Source organism: Streptomyces sp. NRRL F-5135 (assembly GCF_000719775.1).
Classification (GTDB): Bacteria; Actinomycetota; Actinomycetes; order Streptomycetales; family Streptomycetaceae; genus Streptomyces; species Streptomyces hebeiensis.
Genome location: NZ_JOHR01000013.1, coordinates 112739 through 132750, shown reverse-complemented (window position 1 = coordinate 132750; position 20012 = coordinate 112739). Strand labels below are relative to the sequence as shown.

The following is a 20012-nucleotide window of genomic DNA, read 5'->3' as shown; positions in this document are numbered from 1 at the left end:
CATATGCGCGATCTCGGCGTGCTTGGTAAAGTGCTCACGATGACCACCTCCGAACAGCCCGCCACCCTGCGCGAGCGGAAGAAGCTCCGCACTCGCCAGGCATTGGTCGACACCGCCGTCACGCTCTTCGGCGAACGCGGATTCGACAGCACTCCGCTGGACGCGTTGCTGGAGCAGGTGGAGGTGTCCCGGCGGACCTTCTTCCGCAACTTCCGCTCCAAGGAGGACGTGGCACTCACCGCCGTCAAGCAGCTCTGGGACGTCTACCTGGAAGTCTTGGACGGCATCAAGAAGTCAGGGCCGCTGGCCGACGTCTTCCTCGACGCCATGCTGACCACTCTCGAGCGCATGGATGAGGACTGGTACCGGCGCTTCCCACTCACACTGCGGCTGATCGCCGACTCGCCCGCACTCGACGGGTACACGCTGCGGCACTGCGCCGAAGTCCAAGCCGAGATCGCTCGCAGACTCGACGTACAGAGCCGTCTCGAGCTGCGGCTCCTCATCGAGTTCTTCGTGGCAACCTGGCGCTGCACTCTGGACGAATGGCTGCCCGACTGCATACCGGGCGAACTGCCCACACTCTTGCGCCGGTCCTGCTCATCCGTGAACTCCGCCCTCAGCTTGTCCTTCATGGCCTGAGGTCGAAATGAGCCTCGAACTTGCCTGCTCACCTAGGCGTTCGTCGGACGCTGGGGCGGCCTTCGTCTGATCATGTGCTCCGACCAAGGTGCACCGATCAAGACGAAGACCGTGAAGGTGAGTCTGCTGCCTGACACCGATCCCGGGGAAGCGTTCGCGCAAGCGTCACGCTTCCGGGACGACTTATTCGACTGCCTGACCGCGCGCGGGGACGAACTGTTCGAGCTCGTGGACGCGTTGCTCTGCGCGGACGGTCCGGTGACCTCGCCGGTGGACCTCACGCTCGTGGCCGAGCACCGACGCGGCCACGGCGCGATGTACGACGCGCTGAACCGCGGGATCGTGGACGTGCCCCGCTTGCGCCAGGTAGTGGCCGGCCTGCCCGTGCCGCAGGCCGCCGACGGGCGTCTGGTCCTTGCGGTCGACGTCAGCCACTGGCTCCGCACGCCCCAGGCGGCGGACCGGTGGACCTGGCTGGTCATCGCCGCCCACACCCAAATCCGCCTCGCCCGGCCGCTGGCCGCGGACCTCCGCCACCCCTGGGAGAAGCCAGCCGAGCCCGGCCGACTCACCCCCGCCCGGGTCCGCCGGGGGTTCAGGAACCTCCGCCCGAACCTGCCCTGCCCGGCTCGTGCGCCCAAACCCAACCGACCTGGCCCCGGACGCCCGCCCGGCTCGAAGAACCGGCACCCCGCCAACCGCTACGACGTGGGCAAAACCGTCAAGCGACCCGAGACCATCGCCGAACGTGGCCAGGTCAGACCATAAAAAACAAGCTTGGCGTTCGCAGCATTAAGCGGCCCCGGCTGGTGTACCACCACCAAATCCGGGGCCTCACCGGCGAATCGAAGAAAAGGTTCGATCGTGGCTTACCGCGAGCCTGGTGCCGCCCTGCCCGCTCCCGTGCACCCGTTGGCCAAAACGGGTTACGGCAAGCGCTCCGCGCCCGGACAACTCCCACGTGGCACGGCCGACTTCGCACATCTGCGCACGAGGGAAGCCGTCGTCGCCTCGTACATCGATCGGCTGCCCGACGGCGCCCTGATCGGGTACAAGGCGCTGGCCAAGCACGTGGCCGACTACGGCCGGGCCGCCTGCTCCAAGGCGCTCAAGTTCCTTTCCGACGCCGGGCACTTGCGGCGCGTACGGGAACACCTGGTGGTCGAGGACAACAGTTGTCGCTGGGTGACGCGGACGTACTTCTCCCGGACGGCGCGGGAGGACGACTGGTGGAAGGCGTACGTCGCGAGCCTGCGCGGCGTCGACCTCACGGAACTGGAGCGCGGAGCCGGGCAGGAGGCCGCACAGGGGCCCGTAAGCACACCGGACCCGGCGCCCGTACCCGTCCCGGACCCGAGGCCGACGTCACCGGAACGCACGCCCGAGGCGGGGCCCGAGACCCCGGTCCTTCCCGCCACCCCGTCCGTCGCCTACCGCACCCTCGCGCGGCTCGGCCGCGCCGAACCCCGTATGGCCCTGTCCGCGGCCGACTGCGCCGCGCTCGAGTCGCTCGCGGCCCAGTGGCTGGCGCGCGGGGCGACGCCGGACCACCTCACTCGCTCCCTGACCGCCGGGCTGCCGCATCCGATGCACAGCCCCGTGGCGATCGCCCGCAACCGACTGGAGACGAAGATGCCGCCCGAGCCGGCGAGCGCGAGTGCGCCCGCGCACATCAATTACGCGCTCATGGAGTGCGTCACCTGCGAACAGCCCGAGACGGTGGTGACGCTGATCAGAGGGGTCTGTGTCGAATGCCGGAAGGAGATGGCCGCCTACGACGTGGCGGAGGAGGCCGGGGTTGTCCTGGACGGGATCCCGGACACCTTCCGCGCCGTGCCGGTCGACGTCGGCGTGGCCCGGCGGGCCGCGGAGCTCCGCGCGCGGCCCGCCGGGCCGCGGAGCTCCGCGCGGCGGCCGGCTTCAAGGCCCGCCCGGTCCCCCGGCCGACCCAGAGCGCACTCCTCCGGCCGGGAGCCCTCGGAGCCGGTTCGCCCGGCGAGAAGCTCAAGGACTACGCGGACTTAAGGGCCGGACGCCCGCGGACCGGCGCCTCCGGCGCGTGTGACCCGTCACACGTTCCCGCGTGCCCTACGGCATCCGGGGCATGCATGGTCAGCGAGCGGCTGTGAGCCGACGTCGGCGTTCGGCACGTGAGCGGGTCATCTCACGATGCGATATGTCCGGGTCGTTCCGCGGTTGCTCGTTAAACTGAGCCGACAGCAATGGACTGAGCGAGGAGCGCACGTGGGCCTTGTCGTGCAGAAGTACGGAGGCTCCTCCGTCGCCGATGCCGAGGGCATCAAGCGGGTCGCCAAGCGGATCGTCGATGCCAAGAAGAACGGCCACCAAGTGGTCGTCGTGGTGTCGGCGATGGGTGACACGACGGACGAGTTGATCGATCTCGCCGGGCAGGTATCGCCGATCCCTGCCGGGCGTGAGTTCGACATGCTGCTGACCGCCGGAGAGCGTATCTCCATGGCTCTGCTGGCGATGGCGATCAAAAACCTGGGTCACGAGGCCCAGTCGTTCACCGGTAGCCAGGCGGGCGTCATCACCGACTCGGTCCACAACAAGGCGCGCATCATCGATGTCACGCCGGGCCGGATCCGTACGGCGCTGGACGAGGGCAACATCGCCATCGTCGCGGGCTTCCAGGGGGTGTCCCAGGACAAGAAGGACATCACCACCCTGGGGCGTGGCGGCTCGGACACCACCGCCGTCGCGCTCGCGGCCGCGCTGGACGCCGAGGTCTGCGAGATCTACACCGATGTGGACGGTGTCTTCACCGCCGACCCGAGGGTCGTGCCGAAGGCCCGGAAGATCGACCGGATCTCCTTCGAGGACATGCTGGAGCTCGCCAGCTCCGGCTCCAAGGTGCTGCTGCACCGGTGCGTGGAGTACGCACGCCGTTACAACATCCCGATCCATGTACGCTCCTCCTTCTCGGGCCTTCAGGGCACATGGGTCAGCAACGAGCAAGGGGACCGCAAGGTGGAGCAGGCCATCATCTCCGGTGTCGCCCATGACACCTCCGAGGCGAAGATCACGGTCGTCGGCGTCCCCGACAAGCCCGGCGAGGCGGCGACGATCTTCCGCGCCATCGCGAACAACGAAATCAACATCGACATGGTGGTGCAGAACGTCTCCGCCGCGTCGACGGGCCTGACCGACATCTCGTTCACGCTGCCGAAGGCCGAGGGCCGCAAGGCCATCGACGCGCTGGAGAAGACGAAGTCCACGATCGGCTTCGAGTCGCTCCGCTACGACGACCAGATCGCCAAGATCTCGCTCGTCGGCGCCGGCATGAAGACCAACCCGGGCGTCACGGCCGGCTTCTTCGAGGCGCTGTCGGACGCGGGGGTGAACATCGAGCTCATCTCGACATCAGAGATCCGCATCTCGGTCGTCACGCGTGCGGACGAGGTCAAGGAAGCGGTGCGCGCCGTGCACAGCGCCTTCGGGCTCGACAGCGACTCCGACGAGGCCGTGGTCTACGGAGGCACCGGACGATGAACCGCCGCCCGGCCGGAGGTCCCGTGCGATGAACGGCGGGCCGACGCTCGCGGTCGTGGGAGCGACCGGGGCCGTCGGTGCCGTCACGCTCCAGATCCTGTCGCAGCACGCCGACGTCTGGGGCGACATCCGGCTGATCGCCTCGCCGCGTACGGGCGTACGCGCCGATCCCCGTACGGCCGCCGGCCGCGGCGGTCACGCGCGCTCCGGCGGCCGGGCCCCCGCGCGTTCCGACGGCCGCGGTCCCGCGCACCCGGACGGTCGCGGTCCCGCGCACCCGGACGGTCGCGGTCCCGCGCACCCGGACGGTCGCGGCCTCCCGGACACTCGCGAGCTCTCCGTGCGGGGCGAGGCGATCGAGGTCGTCGAACTCTCCGAGGAAGCGCTCGACGGCGTGGACGTCGCGCTGTTCCTCGTACCGGACACCGTGTCCGCCCATTGGGCACCGATCGCGGCCGCGAAGGGCGCGGTCGTCGTGGACAACTCGTCCGCGTTCCGGATGGACCCCGACGTACCGCTGGTCGTACCGGAGCTGAACCCCCATGCCGTACGGTCCCGGCCGCGCGGCATCGTCGCCGGGCCGGGCTGCGGCACCCTGTCGATGATCGTCGCGGTGGGCGCGCTGCACGCCGAGTTCGGCGTGCGCGAACTGGTGGTCTCCTCGTACCAGGCGGTCAGCGCGGCGGGGCCTGACGGTGTCACCGCGCTGCGGGATCAGCTCTCCCTCGTCGCCGGTACGGAGCTGGGCACGCACCCCGGCGATGTGCGCCGCGCGGTGGGGGACGCCACCGGCCCCTTCCCCGCCCCGCTGGCGCTCAATGTCGTGCCCTGGGCCGGTTCGGCCGGGGAGGACGGCTGGTCGTCGGAGGAGCTGGCGATCCGGGAGGAGACCCGGAAGGTCCTGGGCCTGCCGGAGCTGAGGGTCACGGCCACCTGCGTCCGCGTACCGGTGATCACCGGACATTCCCAGACGGTGCACGCGCGTTTCGAGCAGGAGATCAGCGTGGAGCGGGCGCACGAGATCCTGGCGACCGCGCCGGGAGTGGTGCTGTTCGACGACCCGGAGGCGGGCGACTTCCCCACGCCGGCGGACGTGGTGGGGACGGACCCGGTCTGGGTCGGGCGCGTACGGCGCTCGCTGGACGACCCGCGGGCGCTGGAGCTGTTCGTCTGCGGCGACAACCTCCGCAAGGGCGCGGCGCTGAACAGCGCGCAGATCGCCGAGGCCGTCGCGGCGGAGCTGTCGGCGCGGCGGTAGGCGGGCCGACGGCCGGTGCGTACCGGCCCTGGACATAACCCGGGCGCCAGGGTGTCCTTAAACTTTGTAGGATTCGTGAACGTCCTGAACGTCCCGTGCGCAAGCTTGTGATCCGAACCGCTTGAGCTGGGACGTTCTTGTATGCGGCAACGCGCGTCCCGTCCTCCCGCGAGAGCACCTCGAAAACACTGCAACCGCCGGCGGCCGGGACGCGTCTCTGCGGTCACCCTTCAGGGGTGCCGCAGATATGGGGCATAGGGGGAGAGCGGGGCGTATGAGGCTAATTGGTGCAGCGTCGGACGAGATCGCGTGCACGTACAACCCTGACGGGGGGAAGCGTGTCCAACAGACGTGGCAGTGGCAGAGGTTCTCGATATCGCGGAAGCCGTTCCGGCACGCGACGCGGCGGTCGTCCCGGTGCGCGACGCGACCGTGCGCCCGCTTCGGCGTTCCCGTGCGTCCGGTGGCATGCCGGTGATCGCGCCCATGCCGGCCGCGCGGCCGGCTCGCGTGCCTTCGCCGGCGTCACCCGCGGCGCCGGCGGACGCGACGGATCCGTCGGGTGTGCCGGGGGCGCCGGGCGTTCCGGTCGGTCCGTCCGGGGCGTCGAAGAGTCCGAAGGCCGCGAAGTCGCCCCTGTCGCCGTCCTCCCGGCGCGGGAGTCCTGACGAAGCGATGGCTGCGGGCACCACTGTCGACCATCTCACCGAGACCTACCGTGCGCACTACCGTTCGCTGCTCGGTCTCGCGGCCCTCCTGCTGGACGACACCGCCTCCTGTGAGGACGTCGTCCAGGAGGCGTTCATCCGGGTCCACTCGGCGCGCAGCCGCGTACGGGAGCCGGAGAAGACGCTCGCGTACCTGCGGCAGACCGTGGTGAACCTGTCCCGGTCCGCGCTGCGCCGCCGTATTCTCGGGCTCAAGCTCCTCTCGAAGCCCATGCCCGACATGGCGAGCGCGGAGGAGGGCGCGTACGACCTGCTGGAGCGGGACGCGCTGATCAAGGCGATGCGCGGGCTCCAGCGGCGCCAGCGCGAGGTGCTCTCCCTGCGGTACTTCGCGGACATGACCGAGGCGCAGGTCGCCGAGACGCTGGGGATATCCCTCGGTTCGGTGAAGGCGTACGGCTCCCGCGGTATCGCGGCGCTGCGCGTCGCCATGGAGGCCACGACATGAGTGCCTGGAGGGACCGGCGCGGCTTCCGCGGCGGCGACGGCCGTGGGGGGAGCCGTGACGAGAGCCGGGGAAGCGATCCGGCGGACCGGGATACGCGGTTGAACGATCTGACTGGAAACGACATTGTGAACAACGGGCCGGAAAACGGACAGAGCGGCCTCGAAGGCCCCGCCGCGTCCCCAGCGGCGGACGCGGCGTCGGCCGTGTCACCGGACGAGCCTCTGAGCGCGACCGACGGCACAGCAGAGGACGCGGCACAGAGCTCGGCGCGAGGTAGGGCGGAAGGCCCGGTGGAAGCCACGGTGAAAGCCACGGTGGAAGCCACGGCCGACGGCAACAACGACGCCGGTGCCCCTGACCCTGATCGTGGCCCTGGCCTTGCCCCTGGCCCTGACCGTGATCGCGGCACGGGCGCTTTTCCGGGTGCCCAGTTGCACAGCGTCAGCCTCGACGGCTCGGACGGTCCCGACGGTTCGGACGGCTTCGACGACGACGAACTGGCGCTTCGACGCCTGATGCACAGCGCTGTCGCGGACCTCCGTCCCGCCGACGACGCCCTCGACCATCTGCGCAAGGCGGTACCGGCCCGGCGGGCCAGAAAGCGCCAGGCCGTCGTCGGCATGGCGGCCGCGGCCCTGCTGCTGAGCACGGCGGTACCGGCGTTCGTCCACGTCGCGAACTCCGGCACCGCGGTGAACAAGCAGTCCGTGAACGCGGGCCACGGCCAGGAGTCACACGACGACACGGACCCCGACCGGCGGCCCGACAGCCCGCACGACGACCCGGACCGTCCGTCCGACAAGGTGTCCACCGTCGACGAGGACGAGCCGGGGAAGAAGGCGAAGCCGGAGGAGCACGCCCCCAACACGTCGGAGGGCACCAAGGGCGGCGCGGACAAGCCCGGCGGGGGTTCCGTCGCGTCCTCGTCCCTCTGCGTCGCGGGCCAGCTCCAGGTCGCCGCCGCGGAAGCGGGCGCGCCGGACGCCTCCGGCACGGTGTACGGCACCTTCCGTATCGCCAATGTCTCGGGCACCACCTGTACCGTCACCGACTCCGGAACGGTCGGCACCCAGGCGAGCGGCGCGGCCGACGGAAGCAGGATCACCGTCGTGCGGCACGCGGCGGGAGACCCGGCACCCGGCCTGCCCGATCCGTCCCAGGAGGCGTCGACGCTGACGCTGGCGCCGAGCGGGGCGTACGAGGTGCGGTTCGCCTGGGTGCCCTCGGAGAGCTGTCAGCCCGTCGGGCCCTCGCCCGGTCCGACGCCCACCGAGGGCAGCTCCTCGGGTGCGGGCGGCGGAGGTACGGACCCGGGGGCGAACCCCGGATCGGGTTCGGACGGCTCGAACGTGGAGCCGCAGCTCGGCTACGACACGGGCGGGACGGCGGACGGCAGCGTGTCGGTGTCGCACGTTCCGCAGGCGGGCGCGCCCTTCGCGCAGACGACGATCCCCAACGCCTGCGTCGGCACGATCTACCGGACCGGAGCCATCGCCGCGTCATGACGCGGCGCCGAGCGTACCCGCCCGGTGGCGCGGCCGAGGCCGGAGGAGACGCAGCTGCCCCGCCCCGGTCGGCGCGCCAACGGTCGGCAACGGGCCGGCGCTCTCCGAAGGCGCTCTCCGAAGGCCCGCTCGGAAGGGGCGCCCCGCGGGCCCGCCGGACCCGAGCCCTTCCGGCAGGGCCCGGCGCCGCGCGCGGCGCCGGCTCAGGCCGCCGTTTCCAGGCCCAGCGCCCGGTCCTTCGCGGTCTCGACCTCGCGGCGGAACAGCCGGAACCACATGAAGACCACGAAACCGGCGAACACGAACCACTCGCCGGTGTAGCCGAGGTTCTGGAACGCCTTCAGGTCCAGTCCGCTGTTCTGCGGGGCGGACGCCGGTACGGCCCGCAGCCCGTCCGCCGCCCGGTCCACGGTGATCCAGGCGTTGTAGACGTCGTACGGCACGACATTGACCAGCGATGCCGCGCTGATCATGCCGAGCTGCCCCTCCGGCAGCCCGCCGCTCGTGTGCACCCCGTCCGACCCGGTGGACTCCGACGCCTGGAGCGCCCCGGTGACCGTGACCTCGCCCCGTGGCGGCGCCGGTGCCTTCGCGCCGTCGGCCAGCCAGCCCCGTACGACCGGCAGCGCCTTGCCGCTGTCGGTGCGCAGCATGGTCAGCACGTACGAACCCGTCGCGTCGTCCAGCCTCCGGTCGGGCACCAGGAACTGGTCCTCGTACCGACCGCTCGCGGTGGCGTGCCGTCCCGAGGTCTCCTGGTCGACCGGCAGCAGCGTCTCCACCGGGACCGCCGCGCGCTTTCCCGGGTCCGGCTGCCGCTCGGCCGCCCGGTGGGTGTCCACCCGGGCCTCGAAGCGGCCGAGCTGCCAGGTCCCCATGAAGATGCACACGGGGATGGCCAGCACGACGAAGACGTTGATTCCCCACCAGCGCGGAGTCACCAAGAACCGGTACACCCCTCTAAGGTACGGAACGCCGCCCCGCACCCGGGCGCCGGGGCCCGGGCCCACGGGCCCGAACGCGTGTACTCACCTCCCTTGTACTCGCCTCTCGCTCACCGGTGTGTCCGCGCCGTCAGGCCGTCCCCTTCCCCAGATGCCGTGCCACGAAGTCCAGCTCCAGCCGCACCTGCTTGATCCGTTCCTCCACCACCAGCGAGCCATGACCCGCGTCGTACCGGTACACCTCGTGGACCGCTCCGCGGGCCGCCAGCCGGTCCACGTAGTTCTCCACCTGGCGGATCGGGCAGCGCGGATCGTTCACCCCCGCCGAGATGTAGACCGGCGCCTTCACCGCGTCGACGTACGTCAGGGGCGACGACGCCTCGAACCGCTCCGGCACCTCCTCCGGCGTGCCGCCCAGCAGCGTGCGGTCCATCGCCTTGAGGGCCTCCATCTCGTCGTGGTACGCCGTCACGTAGTCCGCGACGGGCACGGCCGCCAGCCCCACGGCCCAGGCGTCGGGCTGGGTGCCGAGGCCGAGGAGCGTAAGATAGCCGCCCCAGGAGCCGCCGGAGAGGACCAGCTTCGCCGGATCGGCCAGGCCGGAGGCCACCGCCCATTCCCGGACCGCCGCGATGTCCTCCAGCTCGATCAGCCCGACCCGGTGCTTGAGCGCGTCCGTCCACTCCCGTCCGTACCCGGTCGAGCCCCGGTAGTTGACCCGCACGACCGCGTACCCCTGGTCCACCCAGGCGGCCGGGCCCGCGGCGAAGGCGTCGCTGTCGTGCCACGTAGGGCCGCCGTGGATGTCGAAGACCGTCGGGAACGGCCCCTCGCCGGCCGGCCGCTGCACCAGCGCGTGCACCCGGCCCCCGGGCCCCTCGACCCAGGCGTCCTCCACCGGCACGGACGCGGGCGCCTTCGGCCCCGGCGGATCCAGGACCACGCCGCCCGCCGTGGACCGCACCTCCGGCGGGCGGGCCGCCGACGACCACAGGTACTCCACGCTCCCGTCCGGCCGGGCCGTCGCCCCCGACACCGTCCCGGCCGGGGTCTCCACCTGGACCAGCGCGCTCCTGGCGAAGTCGTAGCGCCACAGCTCGCCCCGGGCCTCGAAGCTGTGGGAGATCAGCAGCCCCGAGCCGTCCGGATACCACTCGGCGTTGACATCGCCGGGAAGCTCGATCGCCGGCTCCGTCTCCACTCCGGTCAGCGGGTCCCAGATGACCGGCTCCCAGCGGCCCCGTCGCTGGTGGCCGACGAGCAGGCGGTTGTCGCCGCGCACCGGCGCGAAGCCCAGCACTTCGAGGCCCAGTTCGCGCGTGCCGCCCGCCGTGTCGTCCAGCTCGTTCACCACGGAGCCGTCCAGCCGCAGCACCCGCACCGCCGAGTGCATCGCGTCCCCGTGCTCGGTGTGCTCGATCGCGAGCAGCGTCCCGTCGTGCGACAGATCCCCGACGCCCGCCGACTCGCGGTGCCGGTAGATCTCCACGGGCCGCTGTCCTGGCCGCACGACATGGATCGTCGAGCCGTCCTCGTCGGTCGAGCGCCCGATCACCGCCGTGCCGTCCCGGCCGAGCGCCAGCCCGGCCGGATAGGAGGGAGCCAGGCCCGGAGCCGCGGGCTCGTCCGGCCCCTGCGCCCCCGCCCCGACGGCGTCCGAATCATCGGCGTCCTCGCGCGTGACGGCGTCTTCGCGCGCGGCGGTCTCCTCGGGTGTGACGGCCCCGGACGAGGCCGGCCGGCCGGTGAACGGCTGACGCATCCAGACCCCGAATTCGTCCCCGTCCGTGTCCGAGAACCACCAGATCCACTCGCCGTCGAGCGAGAGCACCCCGTCCGTGGTCCCGTTCGGCCGGTCCGTCACCTGGCGCTGCCGGCCCGTCGCGCGGTCCCACGCGTACAGCTCGTACGTCCCCGTCGCGTTGGAGACGAACAGCGCCCGCTCAGGCGCGTCCTCCGCCCAGTCGGGCAGCGAAACCCGCGGCGCCCGGAAGCGCTTCTCCCACTCCGGCATCGAACCGGTGATGTCAGTCATGCCCCCATTCTGCGCCCGGCCTCCGACATTCCGCCGGGGCCGGCCCCAGCCTGTGGACAACTCGGCCGCCGGGTGACCGGCCCGGCCGTTAGGAATCCGTATCGACTCGCCAGGAAGGCGCGTGAGGTGCGTAATGCGATCATTCTATGGGTATTCCGGCTGTGAGTATGAAAAAGGAATTAATAGCGATATTCCTGCTGAATTAATTTGAGTGTGTTTGAGGGACAAGCGATGGCTGCTTCACCCGCGCTCGAGGCCGAGCGATCGCGCCTCGGTGACGAGTTGCTCGCCGTACATACGATCATGCGCCGGGGTACCGCCCTCGTGTCCGAGGCGTTCGCGCGTCTCGCCGGCGGCTATTCGGTCGACGTCAAGGTTCTGGTCAACGCGACCCGCTGGCTGATCGCGTTCATCCACGGCCACCACGAAAGCGCCGAGCAGACGCTGTGGCCCGTGCTGCGCGACCGCTTCCCCGAGCGGGCGGTCGACCTCGACCTCCTGACAACCGAGCACCAGGCGCTCGAAGTCGAACTGCACGCGCTCGCCAGGGTGGTGGACGCGATCGACATCCCCCAGGTCCCCGGGGAGCGTGAGGCCGTGCTGGGGATCGTCGGCGCGGTGGCGCTCACGGGACTGCCCGCCGTGGAGACCGTCCAGACCTCGATGGAACGGCACGCCGACGCGGAGGAACCCGTGCTGCTCGATCTGTTCCCGAAGGTGGCGGACGAGGACGTCGCGCAGTTGCGCAGCGCCGTTTTCGACGGAGCCCCGCACGCCGGGCCCTCTCTGGTCTTCGGTCTGATGGGGGATCCGGAGCCGGTCGCGGGGTACGAGCGGATCATCGACGGCTTTCCCGTCACGGTGCGTTGGCTGAGGCCGGTGCTGCGGGCGCGGTACAAGGCGGTCAAGAAGGCGCTGTGCGCCTCTGAACAGCCGTATAGCCGTTGAACAGCAGCGCGCTCTTGAACGGGAGACCGCCGGGATGTGAATGCCGGGACGCGGGCCGGCGGCGGACCGGATGTGGATGCGGATGCGGCCGGATGCGGGCTTGTCCGGCCGCGTCCGGGTGCGCGATACTTCTACAGACCTGTAGATGCCGATGTGCCGCAAGCCGGACGCATCGGCCCCCGCCCCATTACGGATCCCGCCCCTCGCCGGGGCCCGCCTCTTCCGGGAGAGAGCACACCTCATGTTCGGCATTGGCGAACTGGCCCTGATCCTCATCGTTCTCGTACTGGTTCTCGGGGCGAAGAAGCTGCCCGAACTGGCCCGCGCGGCGGGCAAATCGGCGCGCATCCTCAAGAGCGAGGCGAAGGCCATGAAGGAGGAGGGGAAGAAGGACTCCGCGCAGGACACCGCCGCAGGCCAGGCCGTCGGTGGTACGCAGGGCGAATCGCACGTCATCACCGGCCGTGTCGTCGAGCGTGAGGACCCGCCCGCGCGCTCCTGAACCGGCCGGCCGCGCGCTGTTTCGGCGCCCGGCTCCGCCGTTGCCCCCGGCGCCCGGCCCCGGTGCCCCGGCGCTCCCGTACCGGCGCAGCACCGCGTCGCGCCCCGTATCCCCAGCCGCCCGGCCCGGCGTGGGGCGCCGACGCGCGCCCTAGACTGGGTGGCCGGTTCCGGTCAGTCGGGGCCGGGTGGGCACGCGGACGGGCCGGCCGGTGGCCCGCGGGACGGGAGAGTGATCGTGACGGCAGATGTCGGCGGCTTCGGGGACCCTCCCGCCGGAGTGCTGGCGGAGGCGGCCGCCGCGTTCGGGCTGCTCGCGTCCCCGGCCCGGCTGCACATCGTCTGGGTGCTGTCGCAGGGCGAGAGCGACGTGAGCGGGCTCGCCGAACGCGTGGGCGGCGCGCTCCCCGCCGTGAGCCAGCACCTGACCAAGCTGAAGCTGGCCGGTCTCGTACGGTCGCGCCGGGAAGGCCGTCGGCAGGTGTACTTCGTGGACGACCCCGATGTGGTGACGGTCGTACGGCTCATGGTCGGCCAGCTGACCGACCGCGTGGCCCGGACCCACGCCCAGGTGCCGCAGGCGCAGGGGCAGAGGCAGGCGAACGGACACGGGCACGGGCAGGCGCAGGGCCAGGGCCAGGTTCAGACATCCGCGCGGCCACAAGGCCGGTCACCGGCACCGGCCTCGGTACGGCGCGTCGATGACGTTGGTGCCTGAGTCCGCGGCGACCTCCCTCCAGGTCCTGCGGCGTCTCGACAGCGGTCCACGCGGTCTCACGGAAGCGCAGGCCGAGGAGCGGCTGCTCCGCTACGGCGAGAACATCGTCCCCGAGTGGCGCACGGCGTCCTGGCCGCGCCGGTTCCTGCGGAGCCTGCGGGATCCTTTCACCGCCGTCCTGCTCTGCCTCGGTCTCGTCTCGGCGGCTGTCGCCGCCTGGGGCACCGCCTTCGTCATCCTCTCCCTCGTCGCCGTCAGCTGCCTCCTGCGCTCGTCGGGCGAGTACCGGGCCGACCGCTCCATGGCCGCCCTGCGCGAGCTGGTGGCGACGACGGCGACGGTGCTGCGCCGTCCCGAGGCGCCCGGGGCCGACGGAAAGCGCGGAACGGGACCGGGATCGGGACCGGGAACGTTCGGTTCGGACCCGGGCGTGACCGGAACGTCCGGCCAGGGTGCGTACGGAACCGACCCGCGTGGCCGGGCGTGGGCCCGGGAGATCCCCGTCGACCAGCTCGTGCCCGGCGATGTGATCCGCCTCGGTCCCGGCGACCTGGTCCCGGCCGACGTACGACTGCTGCGCGCGAGCGGCCTCACCGTCCATCAGGCGCCGCTGACAGGGGAGTCCGCGCCGGTCGCCAAGTACCCGGTCGACGCGGGCGCCGGCGCCGAGGCCGCCCACGCTCCTTACGCCGCCCACGCCGCCCGCGCCGCCGGGACCGGTGGCGACCGCGGGGTGTTCGCACAGCCCGAGTTGTGCTTCCAGGGCAGCAGTGTCGCCTCGGGCAGCGGTACGGCGATCGTCGTCGCGACCGGGGCCCGTACCCGCTTCGCGGCGGCGCGCGGCGGGCCCGGGAAACGCCCCGCCAGCGCCTTCGACCGGTCGGTGCGGGGGATCTCCTGGGTCCTGATCCGGTTCATGCTGCTGACCCCGCCGCTCGTCCTGATGGCGAACGCCGCGCTGCGCGGGCGGGGTCTGGAGACGCTGCCGTTCGCGGTGGCGGTGGCGGTCGGGCTCACGCCTGAAATGCTGCCCGTGATCGTCACCACGGCGCTGGCCCGGGGCGCGGCCCGCCTCGCACGGGGACACGGGATCATCGTCAAGCGGCTGCCCGCGCTGCACGACCTGGGGGCGATGGACGTCCTCTTCCTGGACAAGACGGGCACGCTCACCCAGGACCGGCCGGTGGTGGAGCGCGCCCTGGACGCGCGGGGGGCGCACGACCCCGAGGTGCTGCGCTGGGCCGCGGTCAACGCGTGGTGGACGCTGCACCTGGCCGATCTGCCGGCCCCGGACGCTCTGGACGAGGCGATCCTGGACGCGGCGCTCCATGGGGCCGGGGACGACGGCCACGAGGGCGTGACGGCGCTCCCCTTCGACCCGGTACGACGGCTGTCCACGGCGGTCGTACGCCGCCCCGGCCGCCTCGGCACCCACACCCTCGTCGTCAAGGGCTCCGTAGAAGCGGTCCTGGACCGGTGCGCGCTCGACGAGGCGGAGCACGCCCGTCTCACCGCCCTCGCCGCTCAGGAGACGCGTGGCGGCCTGCGGCTGCTCGCGGTCGCCACCGCCGAGCGTCCGGCCCGTGCTCGCGCGCACACCCCGGCCGACGAACGGGGGCTCGACTTCGTGGGCTTCGTCGCGTTCCGCGACGCGCTCGCCCCGACCGCCGCCGACGCGCTGGGCGTCTTCGCCGCCCGGGGCGTCACGGTCAGGATCCTCACAGGCGACCACCCGGGCACGGCCGTCCGCGCCTGTCTGGATCTCGGCCTTCAGGACGCCGAAGTGGTCACGGCCGACCGTATCGACGCCCTTACGGATGACGAACTCGCCAGAATCGCTCGCCGTACGACCGTCTTCGCGCGCTGCACGCCTGAGCACAAGGCCCGTATCGTCGCCGCCGTACGAGCCGACGGGCACACCACCGGCTTCCTCGGGGACGGCGTCAACGACCTGCCCGCGCTGTACGCCGCCGATGTCGGGCTCTGCCCGCGCGACGCCGTCGACGTGGTGCGGGAGAGCGCGGACGTGGTCCTCGCGGAGAAGGACCTCACCGCGATCGACCACGCGATCGGGGCCGGGCGCCACTCCAGCGGCAACATCGCCACGTACCTGCGCATCACGCTCTCCTCGAACCTCGGCAACGTCCTCGCGATGCTCGTGGCGGGGCTGGCGCTGCCGTTCCTGCCGATGCTCCCGGCCCAGGTGCTCGCGCAGAACCTGTGCTTCGACGCGGCGCAGCTCGCCTTCGCGTACGAGAGGGCCCGGCCGGACGTGCTGCGCCGGCCGACGCGGCTGCGGTCCCGTACGTTCCTGCGGTTCATCACCGGCTTCGGCCTGCTCAACGCGGTCGCGGACCTCGCCACGTTCGGGGTCCTCGCGCTGGCTCTGAGCACGGCGGACGCGGCGGGTACGGCGGGCGGGGACGGCGGACAGGCGGCGTTCCACTCCGGGTGGTTCACGGAGAACCTGCTCACCCAGGCGCTGGTGATGCTGCTGTTGCGTCCGGGCGTACGCGGCGGCGGGCCGGCCACAAAGGACCGGACGGCCGGTCGAAGGGCCGCTCTCCGCGCGGCCGGCCCGGTCCGCTGGGCCGCCGCCGCGCTGGCCGTGACGGGTCTGCTGCTGCCGCTCTCGCCGCTCGGCCCGGTGCTCGGGATGCCCGCGCTTCCCCTGCCCTACTACCTGCTGCTCGCCGCGGTCCTCGGGCTGTACGCGGCGGGGCTGTGCCTGGCCAGGAACCGCTACGAACGCCGGTGGGCGGAGGCGGGCGAGGGCGGGGAAGAGAAGGGGGACGGCGAGGCGAAGGGGGACGGCGAGGTGGTGGTCCCGGCTCCCGGTCAGCCGTAGGAGAGATCAGCCGTAGGAGAGGTTCGAACAGGGATCGTCGTCCGCGGAACGGGCGTCCTCGGCGACGCCGGACGGCACGGACGACGAGCCCGATGACGACGCGGCCGAACCGGGATCCGAACCGGGGGCCGGCGCCGCCGGGGTGTCCTCCACCGCGGGCTGGTTCACGTACGCCGCGCCGAGCACGACACTGATCCCGGTGCCGGACACGGACCGCAGCTCCGCGCCCGGGAAGAGCCGGGCGACGGTGCGCGCCTCCTTCTCCTGGCCGGGCCCGTACTCGACCAGGGTGGTGCCGTGGTCCTGGGTGCTCGCGGTCGCGGTGTCCGTCACCGTGAAGGCGTGGCTGGTCAGCGCGGCGGCGGCGCGAGCGGCCAGGCCGTCGACGGTGGTGCCGTTGTAGACGGCGACGGATATGCCGTCACCGGACACGACGCCGCCGGACGCCCCGGTACCGGCGGACGGGTCGCCGGTACCGCTGCCCGAAGGAACGCTGTTGACCGGAGGGCCGCTCTTCGCCTTCCCGCCGCTCGCGTCGGTGCCGTCGATCGTACGGTCCGCCCTCAACGAGGCCCAGAGAGCGGACGCGTCCGGCTCGACGACCGCGACGCGCGACCCTTCGTAGCGCCAAGGAATGGTCACGAACTTGGTGTTGTGCAGATCGATGTCTTTGAGGGACATGGCGAAACTGATCAATTTGTCCGCTGAGCCCAGACCGGGATCGACCGTCATGGACTCTGTCGCGGCGTCCGCGAGAGGCAGCAGTTTCGTCGGCGTGAGGCCGTCGCTCTTCACCTTCTTCATCAGGCTCGCGACGAAGGCCTGTTGGCGTTTGATCCGGCCTATGTCCGAACCGTCGCCCATTCCGTGCCGTATCCGTACATAGTCCAGCGCCTTCTGACCGGACACCTCCTGGGGGCCCTTGGAGAAGATGCGTTCGCCCCGGGTGGTCCGGTTCGGGTTGAGGTCCTGCTGGTAGATGTCCTGCGGCACGCACACCTGGACTCCGCCCACGACCTCGGTCAGTTTCGAGAAGCCCTTGAAGTCCACGACGACGGTGTGGTCCACGCGGAGGCCGGTGAGCTTCTCGACGGTGTTCTGGGTGCAGGCGGGGTTGCCCTGGGGCGTCCGGCCCACGGAGAACGCCGAGTTGAACATGGCGTTGGTCTGCTCCTCCGTCCAGCTTCCGTCCGGCAGCCGGCAGGGGGGTATGTCCACCAGGGTGTCGCGCGGTACGGACACGGCGACGGCGTGCTCGCGGTCGCCGTAGACATGCAGCAGGAAGGCCGTGTCGGAGCGGCCGACGTCGTCCCTGTCGCCGCCGCCCAGTTCCTCGTTCCCGCCGGTGCGGGCGTCGGAGCCGATGACGAGCACGTTCTGGCCCTCCGACGAGCCGACGGGGCGGTTGTCGGAGAGGCCGCCCGCGCCGAAGGTGCTGATGTTGCCGTTCAGCCGGAAGTAGACCCAGCCGAGTCCGGCCGAGGCCAGGACCAGGAGGGCCAGGGCAACCCGGAGGCCGGACCGTACGGGCGCCGCCCGCTCCTGCTTCCGCCGTCGGCTGCCCGCCATCCGCCCACCCTCATCGCCGTGACCCACATACCGGTGGAGCCGTCCAACGGTTGTACAGTTGCGCAATGTAGCAATCTTATGGAGTGATGGTACCCGCGGCCCCGGCCGGTGGCGCGGGTGACGGATGAGATGGACGAGAGGGAGAGTGGGCACGGATGCTGCGAAACGGGCTGGAGCCCTGGCACCTGCTGATCGTGGCCATCGTGGTCATCTTGCTGTTCGGCTCGAAGAGGCTTCCGGACACGGCCCGTTCGCTGGGCAAGTCCCTGCGCATTCTCAAGAGCGAGACGAAGGCGATGAAGGGGGACGCCGCCGAGCGCGCGCCGTCCCCCGACGCGCCGCCCGTGCGGACCGTGACCGCGACGGGGGCCGAGGCCGAGGCCGTGCCGCGCGAGGAGCGGACCTCCAAGACGCCCTGACGCCCGCCGTGTCGGCGGTCGCGTTACGTCGTCGGCCGTCGTTCCGTCGAGCCGTTCCGCCGCCCGGCCTCTCGGTGGCCGGCCTTCCGGTGGCCGGTCGCCCGGCCGCCCCGTTCGGCCGCCGCTCATGTCACGGGCTGGCCCGGTCGTACCCGTACCGCAGCGGCGACTCCCGTACGCGCGGGTCGCGCCGGTACACGTAGAACGCCCCCACCTCGGCCCCACCCGTCGGCCCGTCGGGCTCGCAGGGATACGTCACCTGCACCACCGAGGGCCGGTCCATGACCCGCATCCGCACCCCGTCCGCCGGCCCGCCGTCGAGCACGGCGACCTCCGCGATCCCGTCGTACTCCCCGAGCCTTTCGCGCGGCCCGCGCGGCCCGCGCGGGTTCATCCTGCTGTGATCGCTCATACTTAATACTTTAAAGCTTGCGCAACTAATAAACCATGGCTGCCGACGCCCCAGCACTCCGCCCCGTCCCGGGGCGCCGTCTGCCGGCGGCCGGCCGGCCTCTGTTAGGCTCCCCGACGCCTCCCGCGGGGGAAGTCCGGTGAGAGTCCGGCGCTGACCCGCAACGGTGTGCGCGGCGTCCCCCGGACGTCCGCGTGAGCCCGATCGCCCGTGGACGGCGCCGACCCGATGACTGCTCGCCGTGGACTGCGAGAGGGGACCGCGCGGCCTTCGTACCGTACGGGCTGACTCCTCGTGTGACGCTTCCCAGGCGGCCCGAGGCGAAGGAGCGCCCCGACCGTGCGCCGAAATCCCGCTCCCGGGCGTGACCCCGCTGCCGGGCGAGGCCCCGCTCCCGGACGTAGTGGCCCCGCTCGTGGCCCCGGCCCCGCCCCTGCCCGCAGCCTCGCTCCCGGCCGGAATCCCGCTCCTGCCCGCTTAACCGCTCCCGGGCGCGTACCCCTGCCCGTCCTGGTGCCCGGGCTCGGGCTGCTGCTCCTGGTCTCGCTCGTGTGCGGCGTGGGGCTGGGGGCCGCCGGGATCGGCTGGGCGGACGTGTTCCGGTTTCTGTGGGCCGGGCTCACCGGCGGGACCGTACCGGCCACTGACGCCGCCGCGTACACCATCGTCTGGGAGATCCGGCTGCCGCGCGCCGTGCTCGGCGCGGTCGTCGGGGCGGGCCTCGCGACGGTCGGGGTCGCCGTGCAGGCGATGGTCCGCAACGCGCTCGCCGATCCGTTCGTCCTGGGCATCTCCTCGGGGGCCACGGTCGGCGCCAACGCGGTCATCCTGCTCGGGGCGTTCGCCGGGCTGGGGGTGTGGGCACTGTCGGTGTCGGCGTTCGCCTCGGCGCTCGCGGCCACGGCGCTGGTGTACGCCGTGGCCCGGTCGCCCCACGGGCTGACCCCGTTACGGCTGATCCTGACCGGGACCGCGCTGGCGTACGGCTTCGAGGCCGTCACCACGGTCATGGTGTTCGGCGCGGCCCGCGGCGAGGCGGCCCGCTCGGCGATGATGTGGCTGCTGGGCAGCCTGGGCGGCGCGACCTGGGCCCGGGTGCCGCTCGCCGCGGTGACCGTGGCGGCCGGGTGGGCCTGGCTGCGCCGGCGGGCCGAACCGCTCAACGCGCTCGCCATGGGCGACGAGACCTCCGCCGCCCTCGGCGTCCAGCCCGCCCGGCTGCGCCGGGAGCTGTTCCTCGTCACCGCCGCCGTGACCGGCACCGTGGTCGCGGTCAGCGGGGCCATCGGCTTCGTCGGGCTGATGGTGCCGCACGTCGTACGGATACTCGTCGGGGCCGACCACCGGCGGGTGCTCGCGGTGGCGCCCCTCGCCGGAGCCGTGCTGCTGGTGTGGGCGGACCTGCTGTCCCGGCTCCTGCTCGCGCCGGCCGAACTGCCCGTCGGAGTGATCACCGCGGTGGTCGGAGTCCCCGCCTTCCTGCTGCTCATGCGGCGCGGCGGCTACGCGTTCGGAGGCCGGTGA

General features: G+C 71.9%; 16 protein-coding genes, 1 pseudogene and 1 riboswitch. Of the genes and pseudogenes, 13 read left to right on the top strand and 4 right to left on the bottom strand.

The annotated features are described in order from the left end of the window. The first annotated feature begins 39 nt into the window (after nucleotides 1–39). From IG02_RS0122955 to IG02_RS0122925, 7 genes are all read left to right on the top strand, one after another. The gene (locus IG02_RS0122955) at nucleotides 40–642 is read left to right on the top strand and encodes a TetR/AcrR family transcriptional regulator (RefSeq protein WP_030751275.1); all 603 of its coding nucleotides are present in this window, start codon (nucleotides 40–42) and stop codon (nucleotides 640–642) included. 72 nt (nucleotides 643–714) lie between these two features. Continuing rightward, entirely contained in the window at nucleotides 715–1410 is a 696-nt protein-coding gene (locus tag IG02_RS39705) for a transposase (RefSeq protein WP_234314869.1), read from the top strand. A 96-nt stretch (nucleotides 1411–1506) separates the two neighbouring features. Further along, nucleotides 1507–2667 carry a hypothetical protein gene (locus IG02_RS36825; protein WP_199814067.1) on the top strand — a complete coding sequence of 387 codons (1161 nt, stop codon included), beginning with the start codon at nucleotides 1507–1509 and terminating at the stop codon, nucleotides 2665–2667. 219 nt (nucleotides 2668–2886) lie between these two features. After that, nucleotides 2887–4155: an aspartate kinase gene (locus IG02_RS0122940; RefSeq protein WP_030751265.1), complete on the top strand. Its 1269-nt coding sequence runs from the start codon at nucleotides 2887–2889 to the stop codon at nucleotides 4153–4155. A 28-nt stretch (nucleotides 4156–4183) separates the two neighbouring features. Beyond that, complete coding sequence (locus tag IG02_RS36820; protein WP_037803959.1) at nucleotides 4184–5413, top strand: aspartate-semialdehyde dehydrogenase; 1230 nt, start codon at nucleotides 4184–4186, stop codon at nucleotides 5411–5413. Nucleotides 5414–5770: 357 nt separating this feature from the next. Then, nucleotides 5771–6589: a SigE family RNA polymerase sigma factor gene (locus IG02_RS39700; RefSeq protein WP_078854730.1), complete on the top strand. Its 819-nt coding sequence runs from the start codon at nucleotides 5771–5773 to the stop codon at nucleotides 6587–6589. A 431-nt stretch (nucleotides 6590–7020) separates the two neighbouring features. Next, a complete protein-coding gene (locus tag IG02_RS0122925) occupies nucleotides 7021–8094 on the top strand; it encodes a hypothetical protein (protein WP_234314868.1) in 1074 nt (357 codons plus the stop codon). A gap of 203 nt (nucleotides 8095–8297) precedes the next feature. Here the strand turns inward: IG02_RS0122925 and IG02_RS0122920 are convergent, their stop codons facing one another. Beyond that, nucleotides 8298–9050: an SURF1 family protein gene (locus IG02_RS0122920; protein ID WP_030751253.1), complete on the bottom strand. Its 753-nt coding sequence runs from the start codon at nucleotides 9048–9050 to the stop codon at nucleotides 8298–8300. A 118-nt stretch (nucleotides 9051–9168) separates the two neighbouring features. Continuing rightward, on the bottom strand, nucleotides 9169–11073 hold the full coding sequence (locus tag IG02_RS0122915) for a S9 family peptidase (protein WP_030751250.1): 1905 nt from the start codon (nucleotides 11071–11073) through the stop codon (nucleotides 9169–9171). Between the two features lie 231 nt (nucleotides 11074–11304). Here IG02_RS0122915 and IG02_RS0122910 point away from each other — a divergent pair, with 231 nt between their 5' ends. From IG02_RS0122910 to IG02_RS0122895, 4 genes and pseudogenes are all read left to right on the top strand, one after another. After that, the gene (locus tag IG02_RS0122910) at nucleotides 11305–12021 is read left to right on the top strand and encodes a hemerythrin domain-containing protein (protein ID WP_030751247.1); all 717 of its coding nucleotides are present in this window, start codon (nucleotides 11305–11307) and stop codon (nucleotides 12019–12021) included. Between the two features lie 241 nt (nucleotides 12022–12262). Then, nucleotides 12263–12523 carry a twin-arginine translocase TatA/TatE family subunit gene (locus IG02_RS0122905; RefSeq protein ID WP_030751245.1) on the top strand — a complete coding sequence of 87 codons (261 nt, stop codon included), beginning with the start codon at nucleotides 12263–12265 and terminating at the stop codon, nucleotides 12521–12523. 237 nt (nucleotides 12524–12760) lie between these two features. Beyond that, nucleotides 12761–13072: pseudogene (locus IG02_RS0122900) on the top strand (ArsR/SmtB family transcription factor); the annotation flags it as partial. A 151-nt stretch (nucleotides 13073–13223) separates the two neighbouring features. Further along, nucleotides 13224–16088, top strand: a complete 2865-nt coding sequence (locus IG02_RS0122895) for an HAD-IC family P-type ATPase (protein ID WP_078854729.1) — start codon at nucleotides 13224–13226, stop codon at nucleotides 16086–16088. Nucleotides 16089–16094: 6 nt separating this feature from the next. On the opposite strand, the gene IG02_RS0122890 is transcribed toward IG02_RS0122895, so the two are convergent. Next, the gene (locus IG02_RS0122890) at nucleotides 16095–17657 is read right to left on the bottom strand and encodes an LCP family protein (RefSeq protein WP_051765551.1); all 1563 of its coding nucleotides are present in this window, start codon (nucleotides 17655–17657) and stop codon (nucleotides 16095–16097) included. 155 nt (nucleotides 17658–17812) lie between these two features. On the opposite strand from IG02_RS0122890, the gene tatA reads away from it, so the two are divergent. Continuing rightward, on the top strand, nucleotides 17813–18076 hold the full coding sequence (gene tatA, locus IG02_RS0122885) for a Sec-independent protein translocase subunit TatA (RefSeq protein WP_030751234.1): 264 nt from the start codon (nucleotides 17813–17815) through the stop codon (nucleotides 18074–18076). Nucleotides 18077–18206: 130 nt separating this feature from the next. Here the strand turns inward: tatA and IG02_RS0122880 are convergent, their stop codons facing one another. Further along, nucleotides 18207–18470 (bottom strand): hypothetical protein, encoded by a 264-nt coding sequence (locus tag IG02_RS0122880; protein ID WP_051765549.1) that lies wholly within the window; start codon nucleotides 18468–18470, stop codon nucleotides 18207–18209. A 146-nt stretch (nucleotides 18471–18616) separates the two neighbouring features. After that, a riboswitch (cobalamin riboswitch) is annotated at nucleotides 18617–18698 on the top strand. Between the two features lie 300 nt (nucleotides 18699–18998). Between IG02_RS0122880 and IG02_RS0122875 the strand changes: the two genes are divergently transcribed. After that, nucleotides 18999–20012: a FecCD family ABC transporter permease gene (locus IG02_RS0122875; RefSeq protein WP_420707788.1), complete on the top strand. Its 1014-nt coding sequence runs from the start codon at nucleotides 18999–19001 to the stop codon at nucleotides 20010–20012.

Bases quoted from the DNA above. Each gene is read 5' to 3' on its own strand.
- IG02_RS0122955 (WP_030751275.1), top strand. From the start codon at position 40: ATGACCACCTCCGAACAGCCCGCCACCCTGCGCGAGCGGAAGAAGCTC.
- IG02_RS39705 (WP_234314869.1), top strand. From the start codon at position 715: ATGTGCTCCGACCAAGGTGCACCGATCAAGACGAAGACCGTGAAGGTG.
- IG02_RS36820 (WP_037803959.1), top strand. From the start codon at position 4,184: ATGAACGGCGGGCCGACGCTCGCGGTCGTGGGAGCGACCGGGGCCGTC.
- IG02_RS0122915 (WP_030751250.1), bottom strand. From the start codon at position 11,073: ATGACTGACATCACCGGTTCGATGCCGGAGTGGGAGAAGCGCTTCCGG.
- IG02_RS0122910 (WP_030751247.1), top strand. From the start codon at position 11,305: ATGGCTGCTTCACCCGCGCTCGAGGCCGAGCGATCGCGCCTCGGTGAC.
- IG02_RS0122905 (WP_030751245.1), top strand. From the start codon at position 12,263: ATGTTCGGCATTGGCGAACTGGCCCTGATCCTCATCGTTCTCGTACTG.
- IG02_RS0122895 (WP_078854729.1), top strand. From the start codon at position 13,224: ATGACGTTGGTGCCTGAGTCCGCGGCGACCTCCCTCCAGGTCCTGCGG.
- IG02_RS0122890 (WP_051765551.1), bottom strand. From the start codon at position 17,657: ATGGCGGGCAGCCGACGGCGGAAGCAGGAGCGGGCGGCGCCCGTACGG.
- tatA (WP_030751234.1), top strand. From the start codon at position 17,813: ATGCTGCGAAACGGGCTGGAGCCCTGGCACCTGCTGATCGTGGCCATC.
- IG02_RS0122880 (WP_051765549.1), bottom strand. From the start codon at position 18,470: ATGAACCCGCGCGGGCCGCGCGGGCCGCGCGAAAGGCTCGGGGAGTAC.